The 18,987-nt window shown below is 72.0% G+C and carries 22 protein-coding genes and 1 tRNA gene; 7 read left to right on the forward strand and 16 right to left on the reverse strand.

Annotation, left to right across the window (positions count from 1 at the left end; translation table 11 throughout):
• Positions 1 to 17: 17 nt before the first annotated feature.
• The 4 genes from KUG39_RS16020 to KUG39_RS16035 form a co-directional block, all read right to left on the reverse strand.
• Entirely contained in the window at positions 18 to 449 is a 432-nt protein-coding gene (locus KUG39_RS16020) for a photosystem I reaction center subunit II PsaD (protein WP_094585018.1), read from the reverse strand.
• 103 nt (positions 450 to 552) lie between these two features.
• On the reverse strand, positions 553 to 1,956 hold the full coding sequence (locus tag KUG39_RS16025) for a sensor histidine kinase (RefSeq protein WP_190611598.1): 1,404 nt from the start codon (positions 1,954 to 1,956) through the stop codon (positions 553 to 555).
• Positions 1,947 to 3,215: a rod shape-determining protein RodA gene (gene rodA / locus KUG39_RS16030; protein WP_216916531.1), complete on the reverse strand. Its 1,269-nt coding sequence runs from the start codon at positions 3,213 to 3,215 to the stop codon at positions 1,947 to 1,949. The genes KUG39_RS16025 and rodA overlap by 10 nt, the downstream gene beginning before the upstream one ends.
• A gap of 4 nt (positions 3,216 to 3,219) precedes the next feature.
• Positions 3,220 to 4,326, reverse strand: coding sequence for an Mrp/NBP35 family ATP-binding protein (locus tag KUG39_RS16035; RefSeq protein WP_094585021.1), 1,107 nt, complete (start codon positions 4,324 to 4,326; stop codon positions 3,220 to 3,222).
• A gap of 193 nt (positions 4,327 to 4,519) precedes the next feature.
• On the opposite strand from KUG39_RS16035, the gene hemF reads away from it, so the two are divergent.
• Positions 4,520 to 5,545 carry an oxygen-dependent coproporphyrinogen oxidase gene (hemF, locus tag KUG39_RS16040; RefSeq protein ID WP_216916533.1) on the forward strand — a complete coding sequence of 342 codons (1,026 nt, stop codon included), beginning with the start codon at positions 4,520 to 4,522 and terminating at the stop codon, positions 5,543 to 5,545.
• On the opposite strand, the gene KUG39_RS16045 is transcribed toward hemF, so the two are convergent.
• Together KUG39_RS16045 and KUG39_RS16050 are read right to left on the reverse strand one after the other, a co-directional pair.
• Positions 5,472 to 6,347, reverse strand: a complete 876-nt coding sequence (locus KUG39_RS16045) for a dehydrogenase (protein ID WP_094585023.1) — start codon at positions 6,345 to 6,347, stop codon at positions 5,472 to 5,474. The genes hemF and KUG39_RS16045 overlap by 74 nt on opposite strands.
• 4 nt (positions 6,348 to 6,351) lie before the next feature.
• Positions 6,352 to 6,903 carry a cofactor assembly of complex C subunit B gene (locus tag KUG39_RS16050; protein WP_190611602.1) on the reverse strand — a complete coding sequence of 184 codons (552 nt, stop codon included), beginning with the start codon at positions 6,901 to 6,903 and terminating at the stop codon, positions 6,352 to 6,354.
• 92 nt (positions 6,904 to 6,995) lie between these two features.
• Here KUG39_RS16050 and KUG39_RS16055 point away from each other — a divergent pair, with 92 nt between their 5' ends.
• A complete protein-coding gene (locus KUG39_RS16055) occupies positions 6,996 to 7,661 on the forward strand; it encodes a ribonuclease D (protein ID WP_216916535.1) in 666 nt (221 codons plus the stop codon).
• 36 nt (positions 7,662 to 7,697) lie between these two features.
• On the opposite strand, the gene KUG39_RS16060 is transcribed toward KUG39_RS16055, so the two are convergent.
• Together KUG39_RS16060 and KUG39_RS16065 are read right to left on the reverse strand one after the other, a co-directional pair.
• On the reverse strand, positions 7,698 to 7,955 hold the full coding sequence (locus tag KUG39_RS16060) for a DUF8658 family protein (protein ID WP_094585026.1): 258 nt from the start codon (positions 7,953 to 7,955) through the stop codon (positions 7,698 to 7,700).
• Between the two features lie 40 nt (positions 7,956 to 7,995).
• Positions 7,996 to 9,246 carry a lipid-A-disaccharide synthase-related protein gene (locus KUG39_RS16065; RefSeq protein ID WP_216916537.1) on the reverse strand — a complete coding sequence of 417 codons (1,251 nt, stop codon included), beginning with the start codon at positions 9,244 to 9,246 and terminating at the stop codon, positions 7,996 to 7,998.
• Positions 9,247 to 9,290: 44 nt separating this feature from the next.
• Here KUG39_RS16065 and KUG39_RS16070 point away from each other — a divergent pair.
• Both KUG39_RS16070 and KUG39_RS16075 read left to right on the forward strand, forming a co-directional pair.
• A tRNA-Cys gene (locus tag KUG39_RS16070) sits at positions 9,291 to 9,361 on the forward strand.
• A 105-nt stretch (positions 9,362 to 9,466) separates the two neighbouring features.
• Positions 9,467 to 9,652, forward strand: a complete 186-nt coding sequence (locus tag KUG39_RS16075; RefSeq protein WP_143594051.1) for a hypothetical protein — start codon at positions 9,467 to 9,469, stop codon at positions 9,650 to 9,652.
• A gap of 96 nt (positions 9,653 to 9,748) precedes the next feature.
• On the opposite strand, the gene KUG39_RS16080 is transcribed toward KUG39_RS16075, so the two are convergent.
• The 3 genes from KUG39_RS16080 to KUG39_RS16090 form a co-directional block, all read right to left on the reverse strand.
• A complete protein-coding gene (locus KUG39_RS16080) occupies positions 9,749 to 10,387 on the reverse strand; it encodes a class I SAM-dependent methyltransferase (RefSeq protein ID WP_190611604.1) in 639 nt (212 codons plus the stop codon).
• 266 nt (positions 10,388 to 10,653) lie between these two features.
• Positions 10,654 to 11,142 (reverse strand): hypothetical protein, encoded by a 489-nt coding sequence (locus KUG39_RS16085; protein WP_216916539.1) that lies wholly within the window; start codon positions 11,140 to 11,142, stop codon positions 10,654 to 10,656.
• Between the two features lie 29 nt (positions 11,143 to 11,171).
• Complete coding sequence (locus KUG39_RS16090; protein WP_094585030.1) at positions 11,172 to 11,366, reverse strand: DUF8639 family protein; 195 nt, start codon at positions 11,364 to 11,366, stop codon at positions 11,172 to 11,174.
• 63 nt (positions 11,367 to 11,429) lie between these two features.
• Between KUG39_RS16090 and KUG39_RS16095 the strand changes: the two genes are divergently transcribed.
• Complete coding sequence (locus tag KUG39_RS16095) at positions 11,430 to 12,431, forward strand: aldo/keto reductase (RefSeq protein WP_216916542.1); 1,002 nt, start codon at positions 11,430 to 11,432, stop codon at positions 12,429 to 12,431.
• A 5-nt stretch (positions 12,432 to 12,436) separates the two neighbouring features.
• On the opposite strand, the gene KUG39_RS16100 is transcribed toward KUG39_RS16095, so the two are convergent.
• Positions 12,437 to 13,099 (reverse strand): DUF8655 family protein, encoded by a 663-nt coding sequence (locus tag KUG39_RS16100; protein WP_094585031.1) that lies wholly within the window; start codon positions 13,097 to 13,099, stop codon positions 12,437 to 12,439.
• Positions 13,100 to 13,195: 96 nt separating this feature from the next.
• Positions 13,196 to 14,230, reverse strand: a complete 1,035-nt coding sequence (gene purM / locus KUG39_RS16105; RefSeq protein WP_216916544.1) for a phosphoribosylformylglycinamidine cyclo-ligase — start codon at positions 14,228 to 14,230, stop codon at positions 13,196 to 13,198.
• Between the two features lie 434 nt (positions 14,231 to 14,664).
• Between purM and KUG39_RS16110 the strand changes: the two genes are divergently transcribed.
• A complete protein-coding gene (locus tag KUG39_RS16110; protein ID WP_094585033.1) occupies positions 14,665 to 15,159 on the forward strand; it encodes a septal ring lytic transglycosylase RlpA family protein in 495 nt (164 codons plus the stop codon).
• Positions 15,160 to 15,217: 58 nt separating this feature from the next.
• Positions 15,218 to 16,813, forward strand: coding sequence for a bifunctional pantoate--beta-alanine ligase/(d)CMP kinase (locus KUG39_RS16115; RefSeq protein WP_216916546.1), 1,596 nt, complete (start codon positions 15,218 to 15,220; stop codon positions 16,811 to 16,813).
• On the opposite strand, the gene KUG39_RS16120 is transcribed toward KUG39_RS16115, so the two are convergent.
• Genes KUG39_RS16120 through KUG39_RS16130 form a run of 3 tightly spaced genes read right to left on the reverse strand, consistent with a single transcriptional unit; the run spans position 16,810 to position 18,832 of the window.
• A complete protein-coding gene (locus KUG39_RS16120) occupies positions 16,810 to 17,352 on the reverse strand; it encodes a low molecular weight protein-tyrosine-phosphatase (protein WP_216916548.1) in 543 nt (180 codons plus the stop codon). The two genes, KUG39_RS16115 and KUG39_RS16120, sit on opposite strands and share 4 nt — an antisense overlap.
• Positions 17,349 to 18,011, reverse strand: a complete 663-nt coding sequence (gene cpcF, locus KUG39_RS16125) for a C-phycocyanin alpha-cysteine-84 phycocyanobilin lyase subunit CpcF (RefSeq protein WP_216916550.1) — start codon at positions 18,009 to 18,011, stop codon at positions 17,349 to 17,351. The genes KUG39_RS16120 and cpcF overlap by 4 nt, the downstream gene beginning before the upstream one ends.
• The gene (locus KUG39_RS16130; RefSeq protein WP_216916552.1) at positions 18,011 to 18,832 is read right to left on the reverse strand and encodes a HEAT repeat domain-containing protein; all 822 of its coding nucleotides are present in this window, start codon (positions 18,830 to 18,832) and stop codon (positions 18,011 to 18,013) included. The genes cpcF and KUG39_RS16130 overlap by 1 nt, the downstream gene beginning before the upstream one ends.
• Positions 18,833 to 18,987: the final 155 nt, after the last annotated feature.

Consider the following 18,987-nt stretch of genomic DNA (forward strand, 5'->3'; position numbering starts at 1 on the left):
GTGCTGGCCGGCCAGGCTCAGGCCTCGTGGGTGGCCTTGCCGCTGAACTTGAGGCTGGCGGGGTTGGGGTTGGCGCCGATGCTGCGGGGGGTATGGCCCACCATGGCGCGGCCTTCGTTGACCTTCTCGGGGAAGACGCCGTCCTTGGGGTGCAGGAATTCGGTGTCGCCGCCCGGGTAGATCCGGTAGATCTTGTAGTCCTCGATCCGGGGCTTGAACTTGGTGCGCAGCTGGGTGCCGAGGGCCAGGCACTGCTCCTTGCGGGCGAAGTACATGAGGTTCTCGCCTGCGTTCATTTCAGCGGCGCCACCGGTGGGCAGCTCAAACACCTGGGCCTTGCTGCTGCTCCAGGTGATGGCGTACTTCTCCTCGGTTTCGGCGGAGTTCAGCAAGCCACCAGTGCTGCCGATGTACTTCGGGAGTTGACCGTTGAGGGCCGTTTCAGGCATGGCTTGAAGACCGTTTCAGGCGGAAGCTAGCACCGTGGTTTTGGGCATCCGAGTACCCCCGGCGGACTCTTCACACCCGTCAACAAACCTGGCTGTCGCCGCCTCAGCCGCCGCGCTCGGCGGCCGGGAAGAACACGGTCAGGTTGCTGCCGCCCCGCTCGGTGAGCCGGCCCCCCAGCCGGTGGAAGAGCCGCTGGGTGGCCTGGCGGCTGAGCTGCAGGCTGCCGGTTTCCGGGTTCCAGCTCAGCACCGGGCCCACCGGCATCGGCACGGCCGCCGCCAGCCCATCCGCCTCACGGCTCTCGGGATCGTCGCTGCTGAGCTGGAGCTTCAGCCGCGAGCCCGCCGGCAGCAGCCGCAGCCGCACTTCGCTGCCGCTGGGCAGGCTGCGGCTGAACCGGTCCATCAGGCCGCCGAGCATGGTCTCCAGCCGGCTGGGATCGCTCATCACCGGCGGCAGGTCGGGGGCGATCTCGAGCACCAGCCGCAGGTCGCGGCGCCCAAGCTGGCGTTGCCAGAGCTCCTCCAGCTGGACCAGCAGCCGGCTGAGGTCCGTGCGGGCCAGTTCGCTGTCGCTCAGGGGCTGGCCGCTGCCGGGCTGGCGCTGCAGTTCCGCCGCCAGGAAGATGAGGCCGAAGCGGTCGATCTGTTCGCTGCACTCGCCGTCGATCTGCTCCAGCCGCTGTCGCACCACCGCCGGCAGGTCGGTGCGGCGCAGCAGGGAGCGGATCAGGGTGCGGATCGTGGCCAGCGGGGTGCGCACCTCGTGGGTGAGGGCTTCGAGCAGGGCCAGTTCGCTGCTGACGGCGTCGCCGCCCTCGCTGCGTTTCTCGCCGTGCACGAGCGGCTGCAGGGTGACGCTGGGGGCCATGGCGGCCAGGCGCTGGGCCAGCAGGGGCCAGAAGCGGGTGCCCAGATCGGGATCGTTGCCGAGCGGGCCCAGCAGCTGCAGGCGGCGGCGCAGCCCCAGGCCCGCGGCCGGATCGTCCTGGGCCAGGCGGCGATCGAGCAGTTCCAGGGCGGCCGAGAGGACCGGGGCGTCGAAGCGCACCACCAGTCGGCGCTCCTGCGGGGGGCCATCGAGGGCCAGGGCCACCTGCAGCACCGGGGTGATCAGCACCAGCAGCGGATCGGTGCCGTCGTCCTCCCGCAGGCTGAGGCGCTGGAAGCCCCCCGGCCGGCCCGCCGTTCCCCTGGGAGGCGTGCCGTGGGCGGCCGGCAGGGGCGCCATCCCCGGCAGCAGCGGCAACCCCGGGGGCATCAGGTTGCCCACCTCGGCGGGCGTCCAGACCCACCCGTCCAGCCACTCCAGCAGGGCAGGTTCGTAGAGGGCCGGCAGGGGGGCCGCCAGCCACACCCCCGGCTGGGGAGGGAAGGCCCCGAGCAGGTCCGCCTGCACCGTGGCCAGGGCGGCCCACCACTGGCGCCGCACGCTGTCCTCATCCCCCCGCCCGGCCGGGACCCCGGCCGCCAGCAGGCGGCGCAGGTCCCCCAGGCTCACCACCATCGCCGCAGGCTGCGGCTGCGCCGGGCCACGGAGGCGCAGAGCCCGAGGCTGATGCAGTTGACGAGCATGGCCGAACGGCCGTAGCTGAGGAAGGGCAGGGGGATGCCGGTGATGGGTCCGAGGCCGATGGTCATGTTGATGTTCACCACCACCTGGAACATCAGCATGGCGCCGATGCCCACCACCACGAGGGATTCGTAGTCGCTGGAAGCCCGCCCTGCGATCTGCAGCAGGCGCCAGATCAGCACCACGAAGCCCACCACCACCAGCATTGAGCCGATGAAGCCGGTTTCCTCCCCCAGGGCGCTGAAGATGAAATCGGTGTGCTGCTCGGGAATGAAGCGCAGCTTGGTGAGGGAGCCGTTCATCAGGCCGGTGCCCCACAGCTGGCCGGAGCCGATCCCGACCTTGCTCTGCAGCAGGTGGTAACCGCCGCCGAGGGGATCCTGGGCCGGATCGAGGAACAGGGTGAGCCGGGCCCGCTGGTGGGGCCGCAGGCCGTGCTCCCACAGCCAGGGGGTCCCCACGGCGAACAGTCCCTGGACAGCCAGCACCAGGGCCAGCCCGATCCTTTTCCAGGGCAGGGAGCGCCAGGCCACCCAGCCCATCAGGGGGATCCAGCCCAGCAGCAGCCAGGGCAGGGTGCCGGCCATGATCGCGGTGAACAGGGGCGAGAGCAGCAGCAGCAGCCAGGTGGCGGGCATGCCCGACCAGAACAGCATCACCAGCAGCACCGCACCGAAGACCAGCGACGTGCCCAGATCCGGCTGCACGAACACCAGCAGCCACGGCACGCTGATCATCCCCACAGGTCGGAGCAGATCGATCGGCCGCTCCACCGGGTACTTGGAGAGCACCCCCGCCAGCAGCAGGATCGCCGCCACCTTGGCGAACTCCGAGGGCTGGACGTAGAAGCCGCCGATGTTGATCCAGCTCTGGGCCCCGAGGGCACTGACCCCGATCACCCGCACCGCGATCAGGCTCACCACCATCAGGATGTAGATCGGCCACTGGAACCGGGCGATGCGGTCCAGGGGCACCCGGGCCAGCAGCAGGGCGATGACCAGGCCCACCGCTGCGGTGATCCAGTGCTGGTACCAGTCGGTGGTGGCCTGCTGGCGCTGGGTGCTGGCGATCAGGGCCCCCGCCAGCAGGGTGAGGGCCATGGGGATGCCCCAGAGGAGGGGGTCGAAGCCGGGGCCCCGCCGTTTCGGCCCCTTGGCGGCGAACCCACCGCGCCGGGGGCTGAGGACCGCCATGGCTTCAGGCGAGGGCCGGGCTGAGGGCGCAGCCGGCACTCAGCCGTTCGGCCAGTTCGGTGAAGGCGCGGCCGCTGGCCGAGCCCGGTGCCGACAGCACCACCGGCAGGCCCCGCTCCCCGCCCTCGAGCACGGGCATCTCCATGGGCAGCTGGGCCAGCAGGGGCACGCCCGCCTCGTCGGCCAGCCGCTGGCCGCCACCGCTGCCGAACAGGGCGTAGCGGCGATCGGGCAGATCGGGGGGGATGAAGGCGGTCATGTTCTCCACCACCCCGAGCACCGGCACGCCCATCTGCAGGAACATCGCCAGGCCGCGGCGGGCATCCTGCAGCGACACCAGCTGGGGGGTCGTGACGATCACCGCGCCGGCCATGGGCACGGCCTGGGCGAGGGTGAGCTGGGCGTCGCCGGTGCCGGGGGGAAGATCCACCACCAGCACGTCCCGTTCGCCCCAGTTCACCTGATAGAGGAACTGGCGGATGATTCCGTTCAACATCGGCCCGCGCCAGACCACCGGCTGGTTCTCCTGGATCAGCAGGCCCATCGACACCATGACGATGCCGCAGGTCTCGATCGGCTCCAGCACCTGGTCGTTGCCGCTGCCCGACACCTGGGGGCTGCGGTCGGCCACGCCCAGCATGGTGGGAGCATTGGGCCCGTAGATGTCGGCATCGAGCAGGCCCACCCGCAGGCCGGAGGCGGCCAGGGCGCAGGCCAGGTTCACCGCCACCGTGCTCTTGCCCACGCCCCCCTTGCCGCTGCTGACGGCGATCACCTGGCGCACGCCGGGGATGCCCTGCCGTTCCGGCAGCTGGGCCCCGCCGGGGCCGTGGCCGGCGGCACCGATCGGGCCCGACGAAGGGGCGGCGGCGGGCTGGGCCAGTTCGATCTGCACGTCGTTGATGCCCTCCACGGCCAGCAGGGCGCTGCGGGCCTCGGCGGCGATGCGCTCCCGCTGGCTGTTGGCGAAACCGGGCAGGGCGAGGCGGAACACGGCCCGGCTGCCCTGATGCCGCAGGTCGCTGATCCAGCCCAGCTCCAGCAGGCTGCGGCCACTGCCGGCGTCGCGGAGTGGCTGCAGGGCCTCGAGGAGGGTGTCGGCGCTGGCCATTCGGCGGCGTCAGGGTCGGGTTGGACGGCGATCCTAGGGGCGGCCCCCCGGGCCGGTCGGGCCGGCCGCGGGCTCCTGCGGTGGCCCTGCGGCCCCTTCCCGAGCCCGTGACAGACGCTCTCGAACCCTTGTGGGACCCCCCGACGGGCTGAAAAGGTGTGCGGATGTTCCGCGTCCGCCGCGCTGCCGTTCCATGGAGATGCCACCTGCCGATTCCCGCAGCCGCGCCAAGGCCCTGCTGATGGGCCTGCAGGACTCGATCTGTGCGGGTCTCGCCAGCCTCGATGGCGGGGCCGATTTCGAGGAGCAGAGCTGGGAGCGACCCGAGGGCGGCGGCGGCCGCTCCCGGGTGATGAAGGACGGCCGCGTCTTCGAGCAGGGCGGCGTCAACTTCTCCGAGGTGGAGGGCGAGCGCCTGCCCCCCTCGATCCTGTCCCAGCGTCCTGAGGCGGAGGGTCACCGCTGGTTCGCCACCGGCACCTCGATGGTGCTGCACCCCCGCAACCCCTACGTGCCCACGGTGCACCTCAACTACCGCTACTTCGAGGCGGGGCCGGTGTGGTGGTTCGGCGGCGGCGCCGACCTCACCCCCTACTACCCCTTCCTGGAGGATGCCCGCCACTTCCACCGCACCCTCAAGGGGGCCTGCGACGGGGTGGATCCGGCCTACTACAAGGTGTTCAAGCCCTGGTGCGACGAATACTTCTTCCTCAAGCACCGGGGCGAGACCCGCGGCGTGGGCGGCATCTTCTACGACTACCAGGACCCCGGCGGCGTGCTCTACAAGGGCGGTGACCCCGAGGGGCCGGCTGCGGCGGCCAGCGCGGCCGTCGGACCGCTCCACCAGAACTGGGAGCAGCTGTTCGCCCTGGCCTCGGCCTGCGGCAACGCCTTCCTGCCGAGCTACGTGCCGATCGTGGAGCGCCGCCATGGGCTGGACTGGGGCGAGGTGGAGCGCCAGTTCCAGCTGTACCGCCGCGGCCGCTACGTGGAGTTCAACCTGGTCTTCGACCGGGGCACGATCTTCGGCCTGCAGACCAACGGACGCACCGAGTCGATCCTGATGTCGCTGCCGCCCCTGGTGCGCTGGGAGTACGGCTACACCGCTGCCGAAGGCAGCCGCGAGGCCCTGCTGACCGAACTGTTCACTCGTCCGCAGAACTGGCTTGAAGACCCTTCCCTGGAGGAGCGCTGCCGACCCCACCAGGCGGTGGGCTGAGGGGCATGGCGGTGGCCGGGCTGCGGCCCAGGCCCACCTCCAGGGCTGTCACGATCCGCTCGGCGATGGCCATCACCGTGGCGGAACGGGTGGCGGGGTTGCGCAGCGAGCGCTCCAGCTGGCCCTCCAGCTTGCCCACCTCCAGCAGGGCGATGCCGCGCCTCGGTCCCCCGAGGCCGCCGCGGAAGGCCATGGGGAAACCGCCGAAGGCCACGGCCAGGCTTTCGTCGAGCGAGCCGAAGGGGCGGTGCAACGGCGGGATCAGCCCCGACCCGATGCCGTCGGGGCCCCAGGCATCGAAGTGGATCTCCAGGGCATAGCCGCCGCTGGCGGCGTGCTGGCGGCCCACGCTCCAGTTGGTGCTGGGGTGGTTGCCATCCGGGATCGTGCGGAAGGGTGGGCGGTAGGAGCTGATGCGCAGCCCCCGCTGCTGGCCCAGGGTCACCACGGCCTCCGCGACGACCATGTTCCAGTAGAGCTCGTCGCTGATGCCGGGGTACATCGGCGGCGCCCCGGCGGCCACGGCGGCGCCGCTGGTGCCGGCGCCGTTCATCCCCTGGGAATCGGCATGGCCGGCCAGCACCAGGATCGGGGTGTCCGGATCGACGGGGCGGGTGCCGATCCAGTCCCGGCCCAGGCGGCTGCGGGGACCGGTGATCGGATCGAGGCTGGCCAGCGCCGGTGCCTGGATCGGGCTGGCCGGCACGGCCGCTTCGGCGCCATGGGCCAGCGGTGTGAGGGGGCCGAGGCTGCCGATCAGCAGGGCAGGCCCCAGCAGCCAGGTCGGACGACGGGAACCCATGGGCTCAGATCGGCGAGGAGAGCAGGGAGCCGTCGCTGGCCAGCTGGAGCCCGGGGCCCAGTTCCCGCTCGATGGCGATCAGTTCGTCCCGGTGGGCGCGCAGGCGCAGGGTGCTGCCGCCGTCGCTGTCGCCGCTGATCAGGCGCATCTCCAGGCTTTCGGGCCGGGCGGCCCGGCGCCGGTAGACCACCCCGGCCAGGGGCCCCACCAGGGCCAGCAGCAGGGGCCACCAGCCGAGGGAGGGCAGCACCTGGCGCAGCACCAGGCCCAGGCAGGCGGCCCCGACGCTGCCCAGCAGCGAGAGCAGCAGGGCGAGGGGCAGGCTGGAGCGCACCTGGCCGCGGAACCGCAGCAGCTGGCGCTCGGGATCGCCGGCCTCGGTCTGCCAGCCCCGGGCGGTGAGCCAGTCGGAGAGGCCCTCGAGCACCTGCACCGGCGGCTGGGGGGAGTGCACGTCCACCACCGTGGTGCGGTCCTTGCTGGCGGCCCTCAGAAAGAAGACCAGGCCGATGGCCATCAGCAGGGTGAGCAGAAGGGTGGAACCCAGGGTGGGCATGGCGGCGCAGCCTTTCGGGCCCGCATTCTGGCCCGGCCGGCCCGGTCGGCGGCCGCCGTGGGCGACGATGGCCGCCTCCCCCCTGTTCCCCCATGGCCCAGACCCCTTCCAGCGGCAGTGCCAGCCCCGGTCCGCCGGCCCGTTTCGCCGTCTTCGACCACGACCTCGACGCCGCCTGGGCGGAGCTGTTCGGCAAGGCCCGGGCCCTGGCGATCGACACCGAGGCCATGGGGCTGATCCATGGGCGTGACCGCCTCTGTCTGGTCCAGATCTGCGACGACGACGACAACGTCTGCTGCATCCGGGTGGCGCGGGGCCAGACACAGGCGCCGCGGCTGAAGGCCCTGTGCGAGAACCCGGCCATCGAGAAGGTGTTCCACTTCGCCCGCTTCGATGTGGCGGCGCTGGCGGAGAACCTCGGCATCGCCGTGGACCCCGTCTTCTGCACCAAGGTGGCCAGCCGCCTGGCCCGCACCTACGCCCCGCGCCATGGCCTCAAGGACGTGGTCAACGAGCTGGTGGGGGTGGAGCTCGACAAGCAGGCCCAGAGTTCCGACTGGGGCCGGGTGGAGGAGCTCAGCGACACCCAGCTGGCCTATGCCGCCGGTGACGTGCGCTGGCTGCTGGCCGCCCGGGACAGGCTGGAGGTGATGCTGCGCCGCGAGGAGCGCTGGGAGCTGGCCCGCCGCTGCTTCGCCTGCGTGCCCGTCTTCTCCGCCCTCGACCGGCAGCGGTTCAATCAGGTGTTCGAGCACTGAGTCCGGGCGGGCTGGGCGGCCCGCCTGTGGGGCCGCTCAGTCTTCGATCATGAACAGGTCGTCTTCCCCCACCGAGCGCAGCTGGCCGTCGAACAGCTGACCCCGGTCGAGGCCGCTGGCCCTGGTTTCCTCCAGCAGGCGTTCTGCCAGGGCCAGCTTGCCGGCCGTGTCCCGGAGCCCTTCCTTGGCCGCCAGGATCTCCACCCGCCGGCGGGCCGCCGCCAGGCTGATGCCCAGCTGGGTGGCCAGATGACCGCAGGCGGCGTTGAAGCTGCGGTCGGGGATGCCGGGCATCGGTGCGGAGGACAAGGGGGCGGTCGGCCCCATCATCCCCCTACCCCGGCAGCAGCCGCTCCCGGATCAGGGCCGCCAGCCGGGCACTGCCGCCGGCCGGTCCCATGCGGCGCCGGCCGATGCGGCCCAGCCGGGCCCGCTCCCCATCGTCGGCCAGCAGGGCGACCAGCCGGTGGCGCAGCTCGGCTGGGCCATGGCAGGGCTGCACCGCTCCCCCCAGCAGCCGGCTCTGGCGGCGGGCGAAGCCGGCCTTGAACTGGGGCCCTGGCCCCGGCAGCGACAGGGCCGGCACCCCCAGCCCCACCAGCTGTTCGGTGGCGGTGCCGGCGGTGGCCAGCCCCAGCTCCGCCAGCGGCGCCCAGGCCGCGAACCGGCCCGGACCCACCAGCAGCTCGAGGGGGCCGCGCCGCCAGAGGGCCGTGGCCCCGGAGCCCTCCGGCGGTGTGCCGGGGACGAAGCCCGCCGCCGTCAGGGGGGCGGCCAGTTCGGCGGCGTAGGGACGGGAGCCGGTGGCCAGCAGCACGCTGATCGGGGGGGACCCCTCGGCCGGCGGCAGGGCCGCCAGCAGGCCGCGCAGGTTGCCGAGGGCTTCGGGCAGACGGCTGCCGGGCAGCAGCAGCAGGCGGCGCCGTCCCTGCAGCCAGGGGGGCAGCGGCGGGGCGGGGGCGAAGCCATCCATCATCGGATTGCCCGGGGCGACGGCCCGCACCCCGTGGCGCCGCAGCCCCCGGGCGGTGAGGCGATCCCGCGCCGCCACCAGCCGGCAGCGGCGCCGGCCCATCAGGGCCCATTCCCAGGGATCCCATTCGCTGCCCTTGGCCCGGTGGTAGCCATCGGCCAGGGGGGAGCGGCCCCAACCGGCCGGAGCCGGTGAGGCCCAGGTGTGGTCGCTCTTCGGGGTGCCGAGGAAGCCGTAGGGGCCGCCCCCGGCCCAGGCCAGCAGCAGGGGCAGCAGGTCGCCCACCGCCAGGATCGGCAGACCCTGCCGGCCCCAGCGCCGCACGATCCGCCACTGGTGCCAGCTGAGCAGCGGCAGCCCGGCCACCAGGTCCTGGAGCAGCCCCGTCAGGCTCTGGTTGCTGAAGCCGCCGCTGGGCAGCGGCTGCCGCGGGCCCACCCGCCGCAGCTCCCCGGCCGCCTCGGCGCCTGCGTAGGCCTGGCCGACCCCCACCAGCGGCAGCACGTCGACCTCCAGCCCGGGGGCCTGCTGCCTGAGGGCCTCGATCAGCCGCAGGGCGATCAGATCCTCCCCATGGCCGTTGCTCAGAACCAGCAGACGGGGGGAGGACATGCCATGGCTGATACGATCCGCTGCGGGGAGTTTGCTCCCCGGCAGGCGGCATGGCCAAGTGGTAAGGCAGAGGATTGCAAATCCTTTATCCCCAGTTCGAATCTGGGTGCCGCCTCTGCAACAACCGGGAGTCTCCTGGCCGCTCCCCAGTGCCTGGGCGGCCGGCACGGTGACCGCCCATGGGTGGCAGACTGCACCGGACACGCCAATGAGGACTGCGGTGGCAGCCAATTCCCCGGAAGAGCCGGATCCGTTCGTGGCTCTGCTCAGCGAGGAATGTCTGGAGATGCTTGAAAAGATCCAGGCCTATCGCGAAAGAATTCAGCTTCCCTCCACACCCAGAGCGATTCTGGAGGATGCCATCATCGAGTATTACACCGCCCTCAAAAGAGTCGGTAACTGGTGAACGGATGTTGGTGATCGGCCCGCCGTCATCCAGGTCCCACCGCAGTCTTCAACCTGACTGATTCTCAGCCCGGCTGATCCCCAATCCATCGGCGCCTCAAGGGGCCTGATCGTCCCGCCGGCCGGGCGGCCGGCGTGGTCCCTCCCCGAGGATCAGATCCGCCCGCTTCCTGTGCAGACTCATGGAGGCTTCCGTCAGCACGACCCACTGGGCCAGGGTGGAGCAGTGCTCGCTGAAGGGCGGGAGATCCAGACGCAGGGGACGCCAGGCGCCCGCATCGATCTCCTGATTGAGTCTGGACTGGGGCAGATCATCATTGGTGACGATCAGCCAGCGGTACTTGCTCTTGAAGTGGTCGAGATACTCCCGCACCAGCGTGTTGGGAAGGTGCTGCAGCACATCCTTGACAAGGATCAGATCGGCAGGGGGGAGGCTGGTCAGGTCCTCGAACAGCTGGAAGTGAACCGTGTCGCTGGCATGGCGTTCGCGGTTGGCCGCCACCACCGAATCGACGATGTCGACGCCTGTGTAGGTGATGTCCCCCCAGTGGATCAGGCGGGAGAACTGCCAGTCGCCGCACCCGAAATCAACGACGCTGCCGATGTCGTTGAGGCGCAGGAAGCGCTGCAGGGTGGCGATGTATTCGCCGTTGAACTCCGGCCGGGATCCCTGTCCCGAGCCTCCCCCCCAGGTGTCACGTTGATAGATGCGGGTGAAGGCGTCCTTGGTCGACATGCCGTCCGGCGGGTCGTCGGCACCCTAGCGGCGACGTTCGATCGACCCGCCGTTGCCTCTCAGGGGAGAACGCCCATGAGCAGCGAGATGATGGCGAAACCCACAACGCCCACCAAGGCCAGCAGGGACGTGGATGGGGGCATGGCCATCTCCCGGACGGATCAATCATAAAGAGAATCTGAAGAGCAGCGTTCCTGTCTGTGGCCTTCGTTGCCGATCGTCATTTCCGTCTCCCTCGCCCTCTCGCCCACCCGCTCCCGGTCGGCTCAGGGGGCGGCCTCCACCCGCCACTGCCGCCCTTCCGGGCCGGTGGCCTCGCAGCGAAAGGAGCGATCGTCGAGCAGGCACTGCCCGCTGGCCAGCTCGGCCCTGGTCAGCCCGAGCGCCGCCTCCCCGTCACCGAATCCCGCCTGACCCACGGCGCTGACCCGCAGCCGCACCGGCCAGCGCGGCTCACAGCGGCTCCGGTGGCAGGCCATGGCGGCGGAGCCTTCCGCCAGCACCCCGGCGAAGACGAGCTGGCGGTCGAGAAAGGAATGGTCGCCACCGGGCTGCAGGAACCGGACACTGAGCAGACCCTCCATCTGCTGGTCCAGCCGCAGCAGGCGGCAGCTGGCCGGGGGCGGCACCGGGCCCGTGCCGGAGGGGGTGATGACGCGGCAGCGGCGCAGGGGCCTTTCCCAGCGACCGAAATCGTCCCCGGACAGTTCCCGGGCCCCCAGGGGCGCCCACAGGACACCTAGGACCACCAGCAAGGCCAGTCCCGCCAGGCCCGGCCGGAGCTTCAATAGCCCGAATCGGCGACGCAGATGCCCTGGCAGCTGATCCCGTTGCTGGCGGTCCGGCCGCAGTGGTGGCAGAGCACCGGATCGGCGGCGGGGCCAGGGGGCGTGGCCGCGGCGGACTTGTCGGCGGCGGCAAGCACGGCGGCGGGCCTGGCCGGGGAGGGCGCCGACCCGAGGGCCGCTGGATTGGTCATCGCGTGTCCCCGGGGGGAGGATCGGATCGATCATGGCTACGGACCGGGACCTGCGTGATCGCCATGGCCGACCCTGCCGCCATCCTGCCCGCTCCGGAGTCGTCCGTCCCCGGGGTCGGGGTCGGCACCTGGGCCTGGGGCAACCAGTTCCTCTGGGGGTACGACCCCGCCCAGGACGAGACCCTGGCCGCCTGCTTCCGCCGCGCGGTGGAGCTGGGGCTGACGTTCTTCGATACGGCCGATTCCTATGGCACCGGCCGCTACGGGGGACGCAGCGAGTCGCTCCTGGGCGAGTTCGTCGAGGCCCTGCCGCCGGACTGCCGCCAGCGGCTGACCGTGGCCACCAAGCTGGCCCCGTTCCCCTGGCGCCTGGGCCGCAGCGGGTTCGAGGCGGCCTTCGAGGCGTCCCGGCGGCGGCTGAGGGGCCACCTGGACAGGGTGCAGCTGCACTGGAGCACGGCCCGCTACGCACCCTGGCAGGAGGGGGCCCTGCTGGAGGGACTGGCGGATCTGGTGGCAGAGGGCCGGGTGGGCAGCCTGGGGGTCTCCAACCTGGGGCCCCGCCGCCTGCGCCGGGTGCACGAACAGCTGGCTCGGCGCGGCCTGCGTCTGGCCAGCCTGCAGGTGCAGCTCTCCCTGCTGGCCCCTGAGGCGCTCGCAGACCAGGGGGTGGCTCCGGTCTGCCGGGAGCTGGGCATCGAGCTGCTCGCCTACAGCCCCCTGGCCCTGGGGCTGCTGGCCCAGTCCCCGGGGGAGGCCCGGGCGGCGCTGCCTCCGGGACCGCGGGGCCTGCTGTTCCGGCGCCTGCGGCCCCGCATCCAGCCGCTGCTGCAGACCATGGAGCGGATCGCCCGCGTCCACGACGCCCCGATGGCGGCCGTGGCGATCAACTGGTGCCGGGCCCACGGCGCCTTGCCCCTGGTGGGCATGCGCCGGCCCGATCAGGCCGAAGCGGCGGCGGCCGCCGCCACCTGGTGCCTTGAAGAGGAGGAACGGCGGGATCTGGACCGGGTGGCGCTGCGCTGCGAGGCGCGCATGCCCGCCAATCCGTTCCAGAGCGGCTGACGACCTCAGGCGCTGAGGGCGTCGGCCGGGTCGGGACTCAGCACCACCGGCAGGGCCGCCGGCCGCGGCTGGGGGGCTTCGGCCCGCTGCAGCAGCCGGACCACCTGGGGATCGGCCGTTTCGCCGCTGAGGGCGCCGTCCTCACCGGGGCCGCAGGCGCTGAGGGCCTCCTGCAGCAGGGAGTCGAAGGTGGAGCCGGGCAGCCGATGGCGGGCCAGTTCGAGGAAGGCGCGGGCCAGGGATTCGCCCGCGGCCGCCCGCAGCGCCGGGTTGGAACGCCGCAGTTCCTGCTCCTGGGCGATCGAGTTGAGAAACCGCTGGGTGATGTCGCGCTTGGTGGTCGCCCGGATCCGGGTGTCCTGGTCGGCCTCGCTCAGGTGGGTCTGGGCCTCCAGCTCCTGCAGACGGCGGTTGAGGCTGTCGAGAACGTCCTGGGCCTCCTTATTGATATGGGTGAGCTGGCCGTCGGAGAGCCGCGGCAGGTCGGCCACATAGACCTTGCCGTGGTCCCGCAGGGTCAGGAAGGTGGGGCGCTGGCCGCCCGTGCCTTCGCGCTGCAGCGGGGCACCGGCGTCCCGCAGGCGGGGACGGGGCTGCTGGGGGCGCTGGGGCGGGATCGGGCCGGCGGAACTGCGGCGGCGCGTGATGCGTCTGGACGTATCGAACATCGGGCAACGAACTCTTCGGAGCGGGAGGGAGCCTGGTCGTGTCGGCAAAGACGCTGACGACCTTAGGAAAAGCGATGCATCAGGACCTGAGCCGCCTCAGTGCGGCAATCCGGCCAGGGGAATCTCGCCGGGGTCGCCCGCCGCGACGCCGCCCAGCTCCCAGGCCGTATGGCCCGAAGAGCGACAGAGCTCGAGGGTGGCGCTCAGGGCCTCGGGCGGCACCACCAGACAGAAGCCGACCCCGAGATTGAAGGTGTTCCAGAGGTCGGCCTCCGGCACCTGTCCCTTCTCCTGCAGCCAGCGGAACAGGGGCGGGCGCTCCCAGCTGCCCGGGTCGACCACGGCGTGGACCCCCGGCGGCAGGCAGCGGGGCAGGTTCTCCGGCAGGCCACCGCCGGTGATGTGGGCCATGGCGTGGAGGGGCAGGCCGGAGCGGCGCAGGTCCTTCACCAGGGCGGCATAGAGAAGGGTGGGGGTGAGCAGGGCGTCGATCAGCCCCTGGCCGGTGGCGGGCAGCGGCGTGGCGGTGTCGACGGCCTCGGCCTCGAGGATGCGCCGCACCAGGCTGAAGCCATTGCTGTGGACACCGCTGCTGGCCACCGCCACGATCCGGTCGCCGGCGGTCACCCGGGTGCCGTCGATCCGCTCGTCCTCCTCCACCACCGCCACGCAGAACCCGGCCAGGTCGTAACGTCCGGCGCCGTAGAAGCCAGGCATCTCCGCGGTCTCGCCCCCCAGCAGGGCACAGCCGCTCTGGCGGCAGCCATCGGCGATGCCCTCCACCACCTCGGCCATGGCCTCGGGGCCGAGCTTGCCGGTGGCGATGTAATCAAGGAAGAAGAGGGGCTCGGCGCCGCTGGTGATCACGTCGTTGACGCACATGGCCACCAGATCGATGCCCACCCCGTGGTGGGCGCCGTGGGCCTGGGCCAGTTCGAGCTTGGTGCCCACCCCGTCGGTCCCGGCCACCAGCAGGGGACGCTTCATCCCGGCCGGCAGCCGGCAGAGCCCGCCGAAGCCCCCCAGTCCGCCCAGCACCTCTGGCCGTCGGGTCGTCTCGACGCTGTCCCGGATGCGTTCCACGAAGGCGCGGCCGGCGGCCACGTCCACGCCGGCAGAGCGGTAGTCCATGGGCAAGGGTCAGCGCTGCACCGATCCTGCATCGGCACGGGGCCGCGACGGGCCGGAAGGGCGCTGGATGGCCCCTCTGCGTGGACGATCCCGGGATTGGCCCACACTTCCATCGCCGCGGCTTATGGAACCAATCAAATCCACTGATGTTTCGATAGCGCCGATGGGCCAGTCAGGCCAGTGGACGCCTGGAAGGGTGGCAAAGATGAAGAAAACTGATCGATCCGGGGGGTCGCCAGAGCTCCTCCATGGCCCTGCGGACTTCGGATAGTTTTCCGGGGTCGTCATTTTCTGTAAGGAATTCGCCAGGCCCATTCGGTCCCGTTCACCTCAGCCAACACCGCTTCAGGTTCCGGTTGTCGTCAACGTCCGAATGCAGTCACCGAGGAAGTCCCTTCCCCGCCTGTCTGCTCCGCCGGTGCATTCCGCCTGTCATGCGAGTCACTCAACTCCTGGGCACCGCCGCCCTCCTCTTCACCAGCAGCATCGCCCCGGCCCAGGCCGGCTCCCTTACTGCCCCGCAGGCGCCAGGGAGTTCCGTTGCCATTCGCCCCGCCGACTTTCCCTCCAACTGGGATCGCTTCGTTGAAGAGATCCGCACCGTCCCCACGGCCAGCAATCTGGTCGCTTCCGCCGGTCGGGTCACCACCGGAGAGGCCAGCTGGTACGGCCCCGGTTTCTTCGGCAACCGCACCGCCAGTGGCGAGGTGCTCCGCCCCGGCACCCTCACCGCCGCCCACCGCACCCTGCCCTTCGGCACCATGGTGCGCGTCACCAACCTCTGGAACGGCCGTTCCGCCGTAGTGCGCATCAACGACCGCGGTCCCTTCCATGGTCGGCGGGTGATCGATCTGGCCCACGGTGCCGCCAAGGAGCTTGGCCTCACCGCCAGTGGCATTGCCGACGTGAAGCTGGAAGTCCTGCCCTGACTCCTCGCTCCGGCCGCGGTCGGAACGTTGTCCATCAGCCCATCCGCCAATCTGGCGGATGGGCTTTTCCTTTGTGCCGGTGCGACTGCTTCAGACCCTGGCCGACCTGAGCGACTGGCGCCGCGGCCAGGCCGGGCGGCCGCTCCATTTCGTGCCCACCATGGGCAGCCTTCACGAGGGCCATCAGCAGCTGTTGCGGCGGGCCTCGGCGGCCGTCTCCGCTGGCCGGCCCGCCGTGCTGCTGAGCGTGTTCGTCAATCCACTCCAGTTCGGGCCGTCCGAGGATTTCGCCCGCTATCCCCGCGATCTGGCCGCCGATGCGGCCCTGGGGGCGGCGGCCGGCGCCGAGGCCCTCTTCGCCCCCTCCGTGGCGGAACTGTTCCCCGACGGCGAGGAGGAGCTCACCGGAGTGGTCCCTCCGGCCGGCCTGCGCCGGTCCCTGTGCGGCCCCGGACGCCCCGGCCATTTCGAGGGGGTCGCCACCGTCGTCTGTCGCCTGCTGGCCCTGGTGCGGCCCGATCGCCTCCTGCTGGGGGAGAAGGACTGGCAGCAGCTCACGATCCTGCGCCGCGTCGTCGCCGATCTGGCCCTGCCGGTGACGGTCCAGGGCTGCGCCACCGTGCGGGAGGCGGATGGGCTCGCCTGCAGTTCCCGCCATCGCTACCTCAGTGCCGCCGAGCGTGAACAGGCGACGGCGCTGCCGGCCGCCCTGGGGGCGGCGCTGGCGCTCTGGCGGGGCGGCACCGCCAGTGCCCCGGCACTCACGGCGGCGGTGACCGGGGAGCTGGAGGCGTCGGGACTCGGCGTGGAGTATGTGCAGCTCGTCCATCCCTTTACCCTGGCTGCGGTGTCCGGCGCCGCCGGGATGTCCCTGCTGGCCGCCGCCGCCCGCTGCGGCAGCACCCGCCTGATCGATCACATCTTTCTGATGAACCGCCCGCCGATCGTCGCCATCGATGGCCCCGCCGGGGCGGGCAAGAGCACGGTCACCAGGGCCTTCGCCCGCCGCCTGGGCCTTCTCTACCTCGACACGGGCGCCATGTACCGGGCCCTGACCTGGTGGGTGCTGCACCGGGGCGTGGACCCGGCCGACCCCGACGCCATCGCCCCCCTGCTCGCCGACCTTGACCTGCGGCTGGAGAGCGACGCCGCCGGGGAGCAGCGGGTGCGGGTCAACGGCCATGAGGTGAGCGAGGCGATCCGTGGCCCGGAGGTCACCGGGCAGGTCTCCACCGTGGCCGCCCACGCCTGCGTGCGGGCGGCCCTCACCCGCCAGCAGCAGGCCATGGGCCGGCGGGGCGGCCTGGTGGCGGAGGGCCGCGACATCGGCACCGCCGTTTTCCCGGAGGCCGAGTGCAAGGTGTTCCTCACGGCCACGGTGGCGGAGCGGGCCCGTCGACGGGCGGCGGATCTGGCCCAGCGTGGCTTCGAGGTGCCGGCCCTGGCGGAACTGGAGGCCCAGATCGCCGAGCGGGATCACCGTGATTCCAGCCGGGCCGAAGCTCCCCTGCGCCAGGCGGACGACGCGGTGGAGCTGGTCACCGACGGCCTGGCCATCGACGCCGTGATCCAGCGGCTGGTCGACCTGTTCCGCGAGCGGGTGCCGGAGGACGCCTGGCCGGGCCCGTCCCCCCTGGAGGGGACTGCGCCCTAGCGGGTGCCCTGGCCGGGGCCCTGACCGGCCTTCAGGGCCTCCAGCAGGCCGCCGCAGGCGTCCTCCAGCAGGTCGAGCACCCGATCGAAGCCCTCTTCGCCGCCGTAGTAGGGATCGGGCACCTCCTCGACGCTGTAGCGGCGGCAGTAGCGGGTGAGCGGGCCGATGCGGGCGGCGGCCTCCCCCCGCCCGGCCAGGCCCTGCACCGCCTCCAGGTTCTGCCGGTCCATCGTCAGCACGTGGTCGAAGCGGCTCAGGTCGTCCGTCGTGATCTGGCGGGCCCGGCTGGGCAGGACGATGCCCCGGCGGGCGGCGGCGCTGCGCATGCGGGCGTCGGCGGGGCGGCCCACGTGCCAGTCACCGGTGCCGGCCGAGTCCACCGTGAAGGCCTGCTCCAGTCCCTGGCGGGCGATCAGGTGCAGGAAGACCCCCTCGGCGGCCGGGGAGCGGCAGATGTTGCCGAGGCAGACGAACAGGATGCCGGTGGGGCGGCCGGCTTCGGAGCGGCTCGTCCCGGCGGTCGGATCAGGGGAGGTCATCGGTTGTCCAGTCGCTTCAGGGCCACACCGGCCCGCAGGCGCACCACCAGAGTCTCCTCCTGCTCCGGCTGCTGGAGCTGGCTGAGGCCCGCCACGGCCCGTTGGCGGTGGGGATGGGGCGGGGACAGGGGCAGGGCCAGGCCCTCGAACCCCACGGCCACGGCATAGCGCACGACCCATTCGCCGTCGCTGCGGCCCGCTTCGAGGGCCTCCAGGCAGCGCAGGCGGATCCCTTCCCGCTCCTGCTCGGCGAGGCTCTCCAGCCGCAGAGCCCCCAGGCCACTGGCGGCGGCCCGGCGCACGCTGGGCCCGACGTCGGTGGCCAGGGCGTCCTCGAGCACGTCCAGCCCGCGCGGGTCGCCGATGCCCGCCAGCGCCCGGACGGCCCAGGCCCTGGCGCCGTAGTTGTGGGCATCCAGATTGGCCAGCAGGGGCCCGACGGCCGCCGGGCCGATCCCGATCAGGCCGTCCACGGCGGCGACGGCGGCCCCGGGATTGTTGAACCCCAGCACCTGCACCAGCTGGGGCACCGTGGCCAGGGGGTCGTCGCAGTCGGTCAGCCGGCGGGTGGCCGCCACCAGCTCCTCGGCGCTGCCGGCCCGCTCGAAGGCCCGGATCCGGTCGGCCGCGCGCTGGGAATCTCCGCTTCCGGCCGTCATCACAGCAGGGCGTCCATCGCCATCAGGAGGGCCTCATCATCGCTGTCCGCCTCACTGCCGCTGCCGGAGCCGCGGCCATGCTCGACCAGCCCCCGCAGGGCGATCAGCTTGAGGCTGTTCTCGGCGAAGGTGCGCCGGATCGGCTCCAGGGCGGGCCGCCATCCCACGGCCCCCAGATCCATCAGGGCCGCACGGCGCACCTGCAGCTGGGGATGCTGCAGCAGCTGGAGCAGCTCGTCCGCCCAGACCGTCTCCCCGGTGAGCTGCAGCAGGGCGCGACAGGCGGCGCTGCGGACCAGGGGCCTCTCGTGGGCGGTGAAGGGGCGGATCACGTCCAGCACCTCCGCCGGCGCCTCACCGATCGCCCCCAGGGCCTCCAGCATCGCTTCGCAGGGTTCCTGCAGCCGGGGGCTGTCGCTGCGGCAGGCGCCGGCGACGGCGGGGCCGCTGGCCAGCCGGCGGATCAGCAGGGGGACCGCTGCCGTCGCCCGAAGTTCGCCGAGGGAGCGGGCCGCGGCCTCCCGCAGGCCGTCGTCGGCGTCGTCGAGCACCGCCAGCAGCTCGGGCACGGCCCGCGGGTCGGCGATCTTGCCCAGGGCCCGGGCCGCATTGCGGGCCACGGCGTTGTGCTCGACACCGGCACCCGGATCCCGGGGCTGGCGCTGGGTGAGGGCGGCGAGCAGCAGGGGAACGGCCTCCGGGTGCCGGCTGCGCATGCGCCCCAGCCACCAGGCCGCGTAGTACTGACGGGATTGGTCGTCGGTCTGGCGAAGCTGCTCCAGGGCCTCGGCTTCGCTGATCGGTTCGCCGTCACCGGCCATGGCTCTGCGCACGTGCGAGGGGGCTCGGGGAATGCTGCCATCCCCGGGGCCGGCGGGATCCGGCCAGAAAAAAAGGGCCCCCCGAAGGGGACCCCGAGACAACGATGGCCTTGAGAGCTCAGACGAGAGCGCTGATGGCGTAGTCGATGTAGTTG

The sequence above is a fragment of the Synechococcus sp. CCAP 1479/10 genome (assembly GCF_019038515.1).
In the GTDB taxonomy this organism is placed as follows: Bacteria; Cyanobacteriota; Cyanobacteriia; order PCC-6307; family Cyanobiaceae; genus Cyanobium.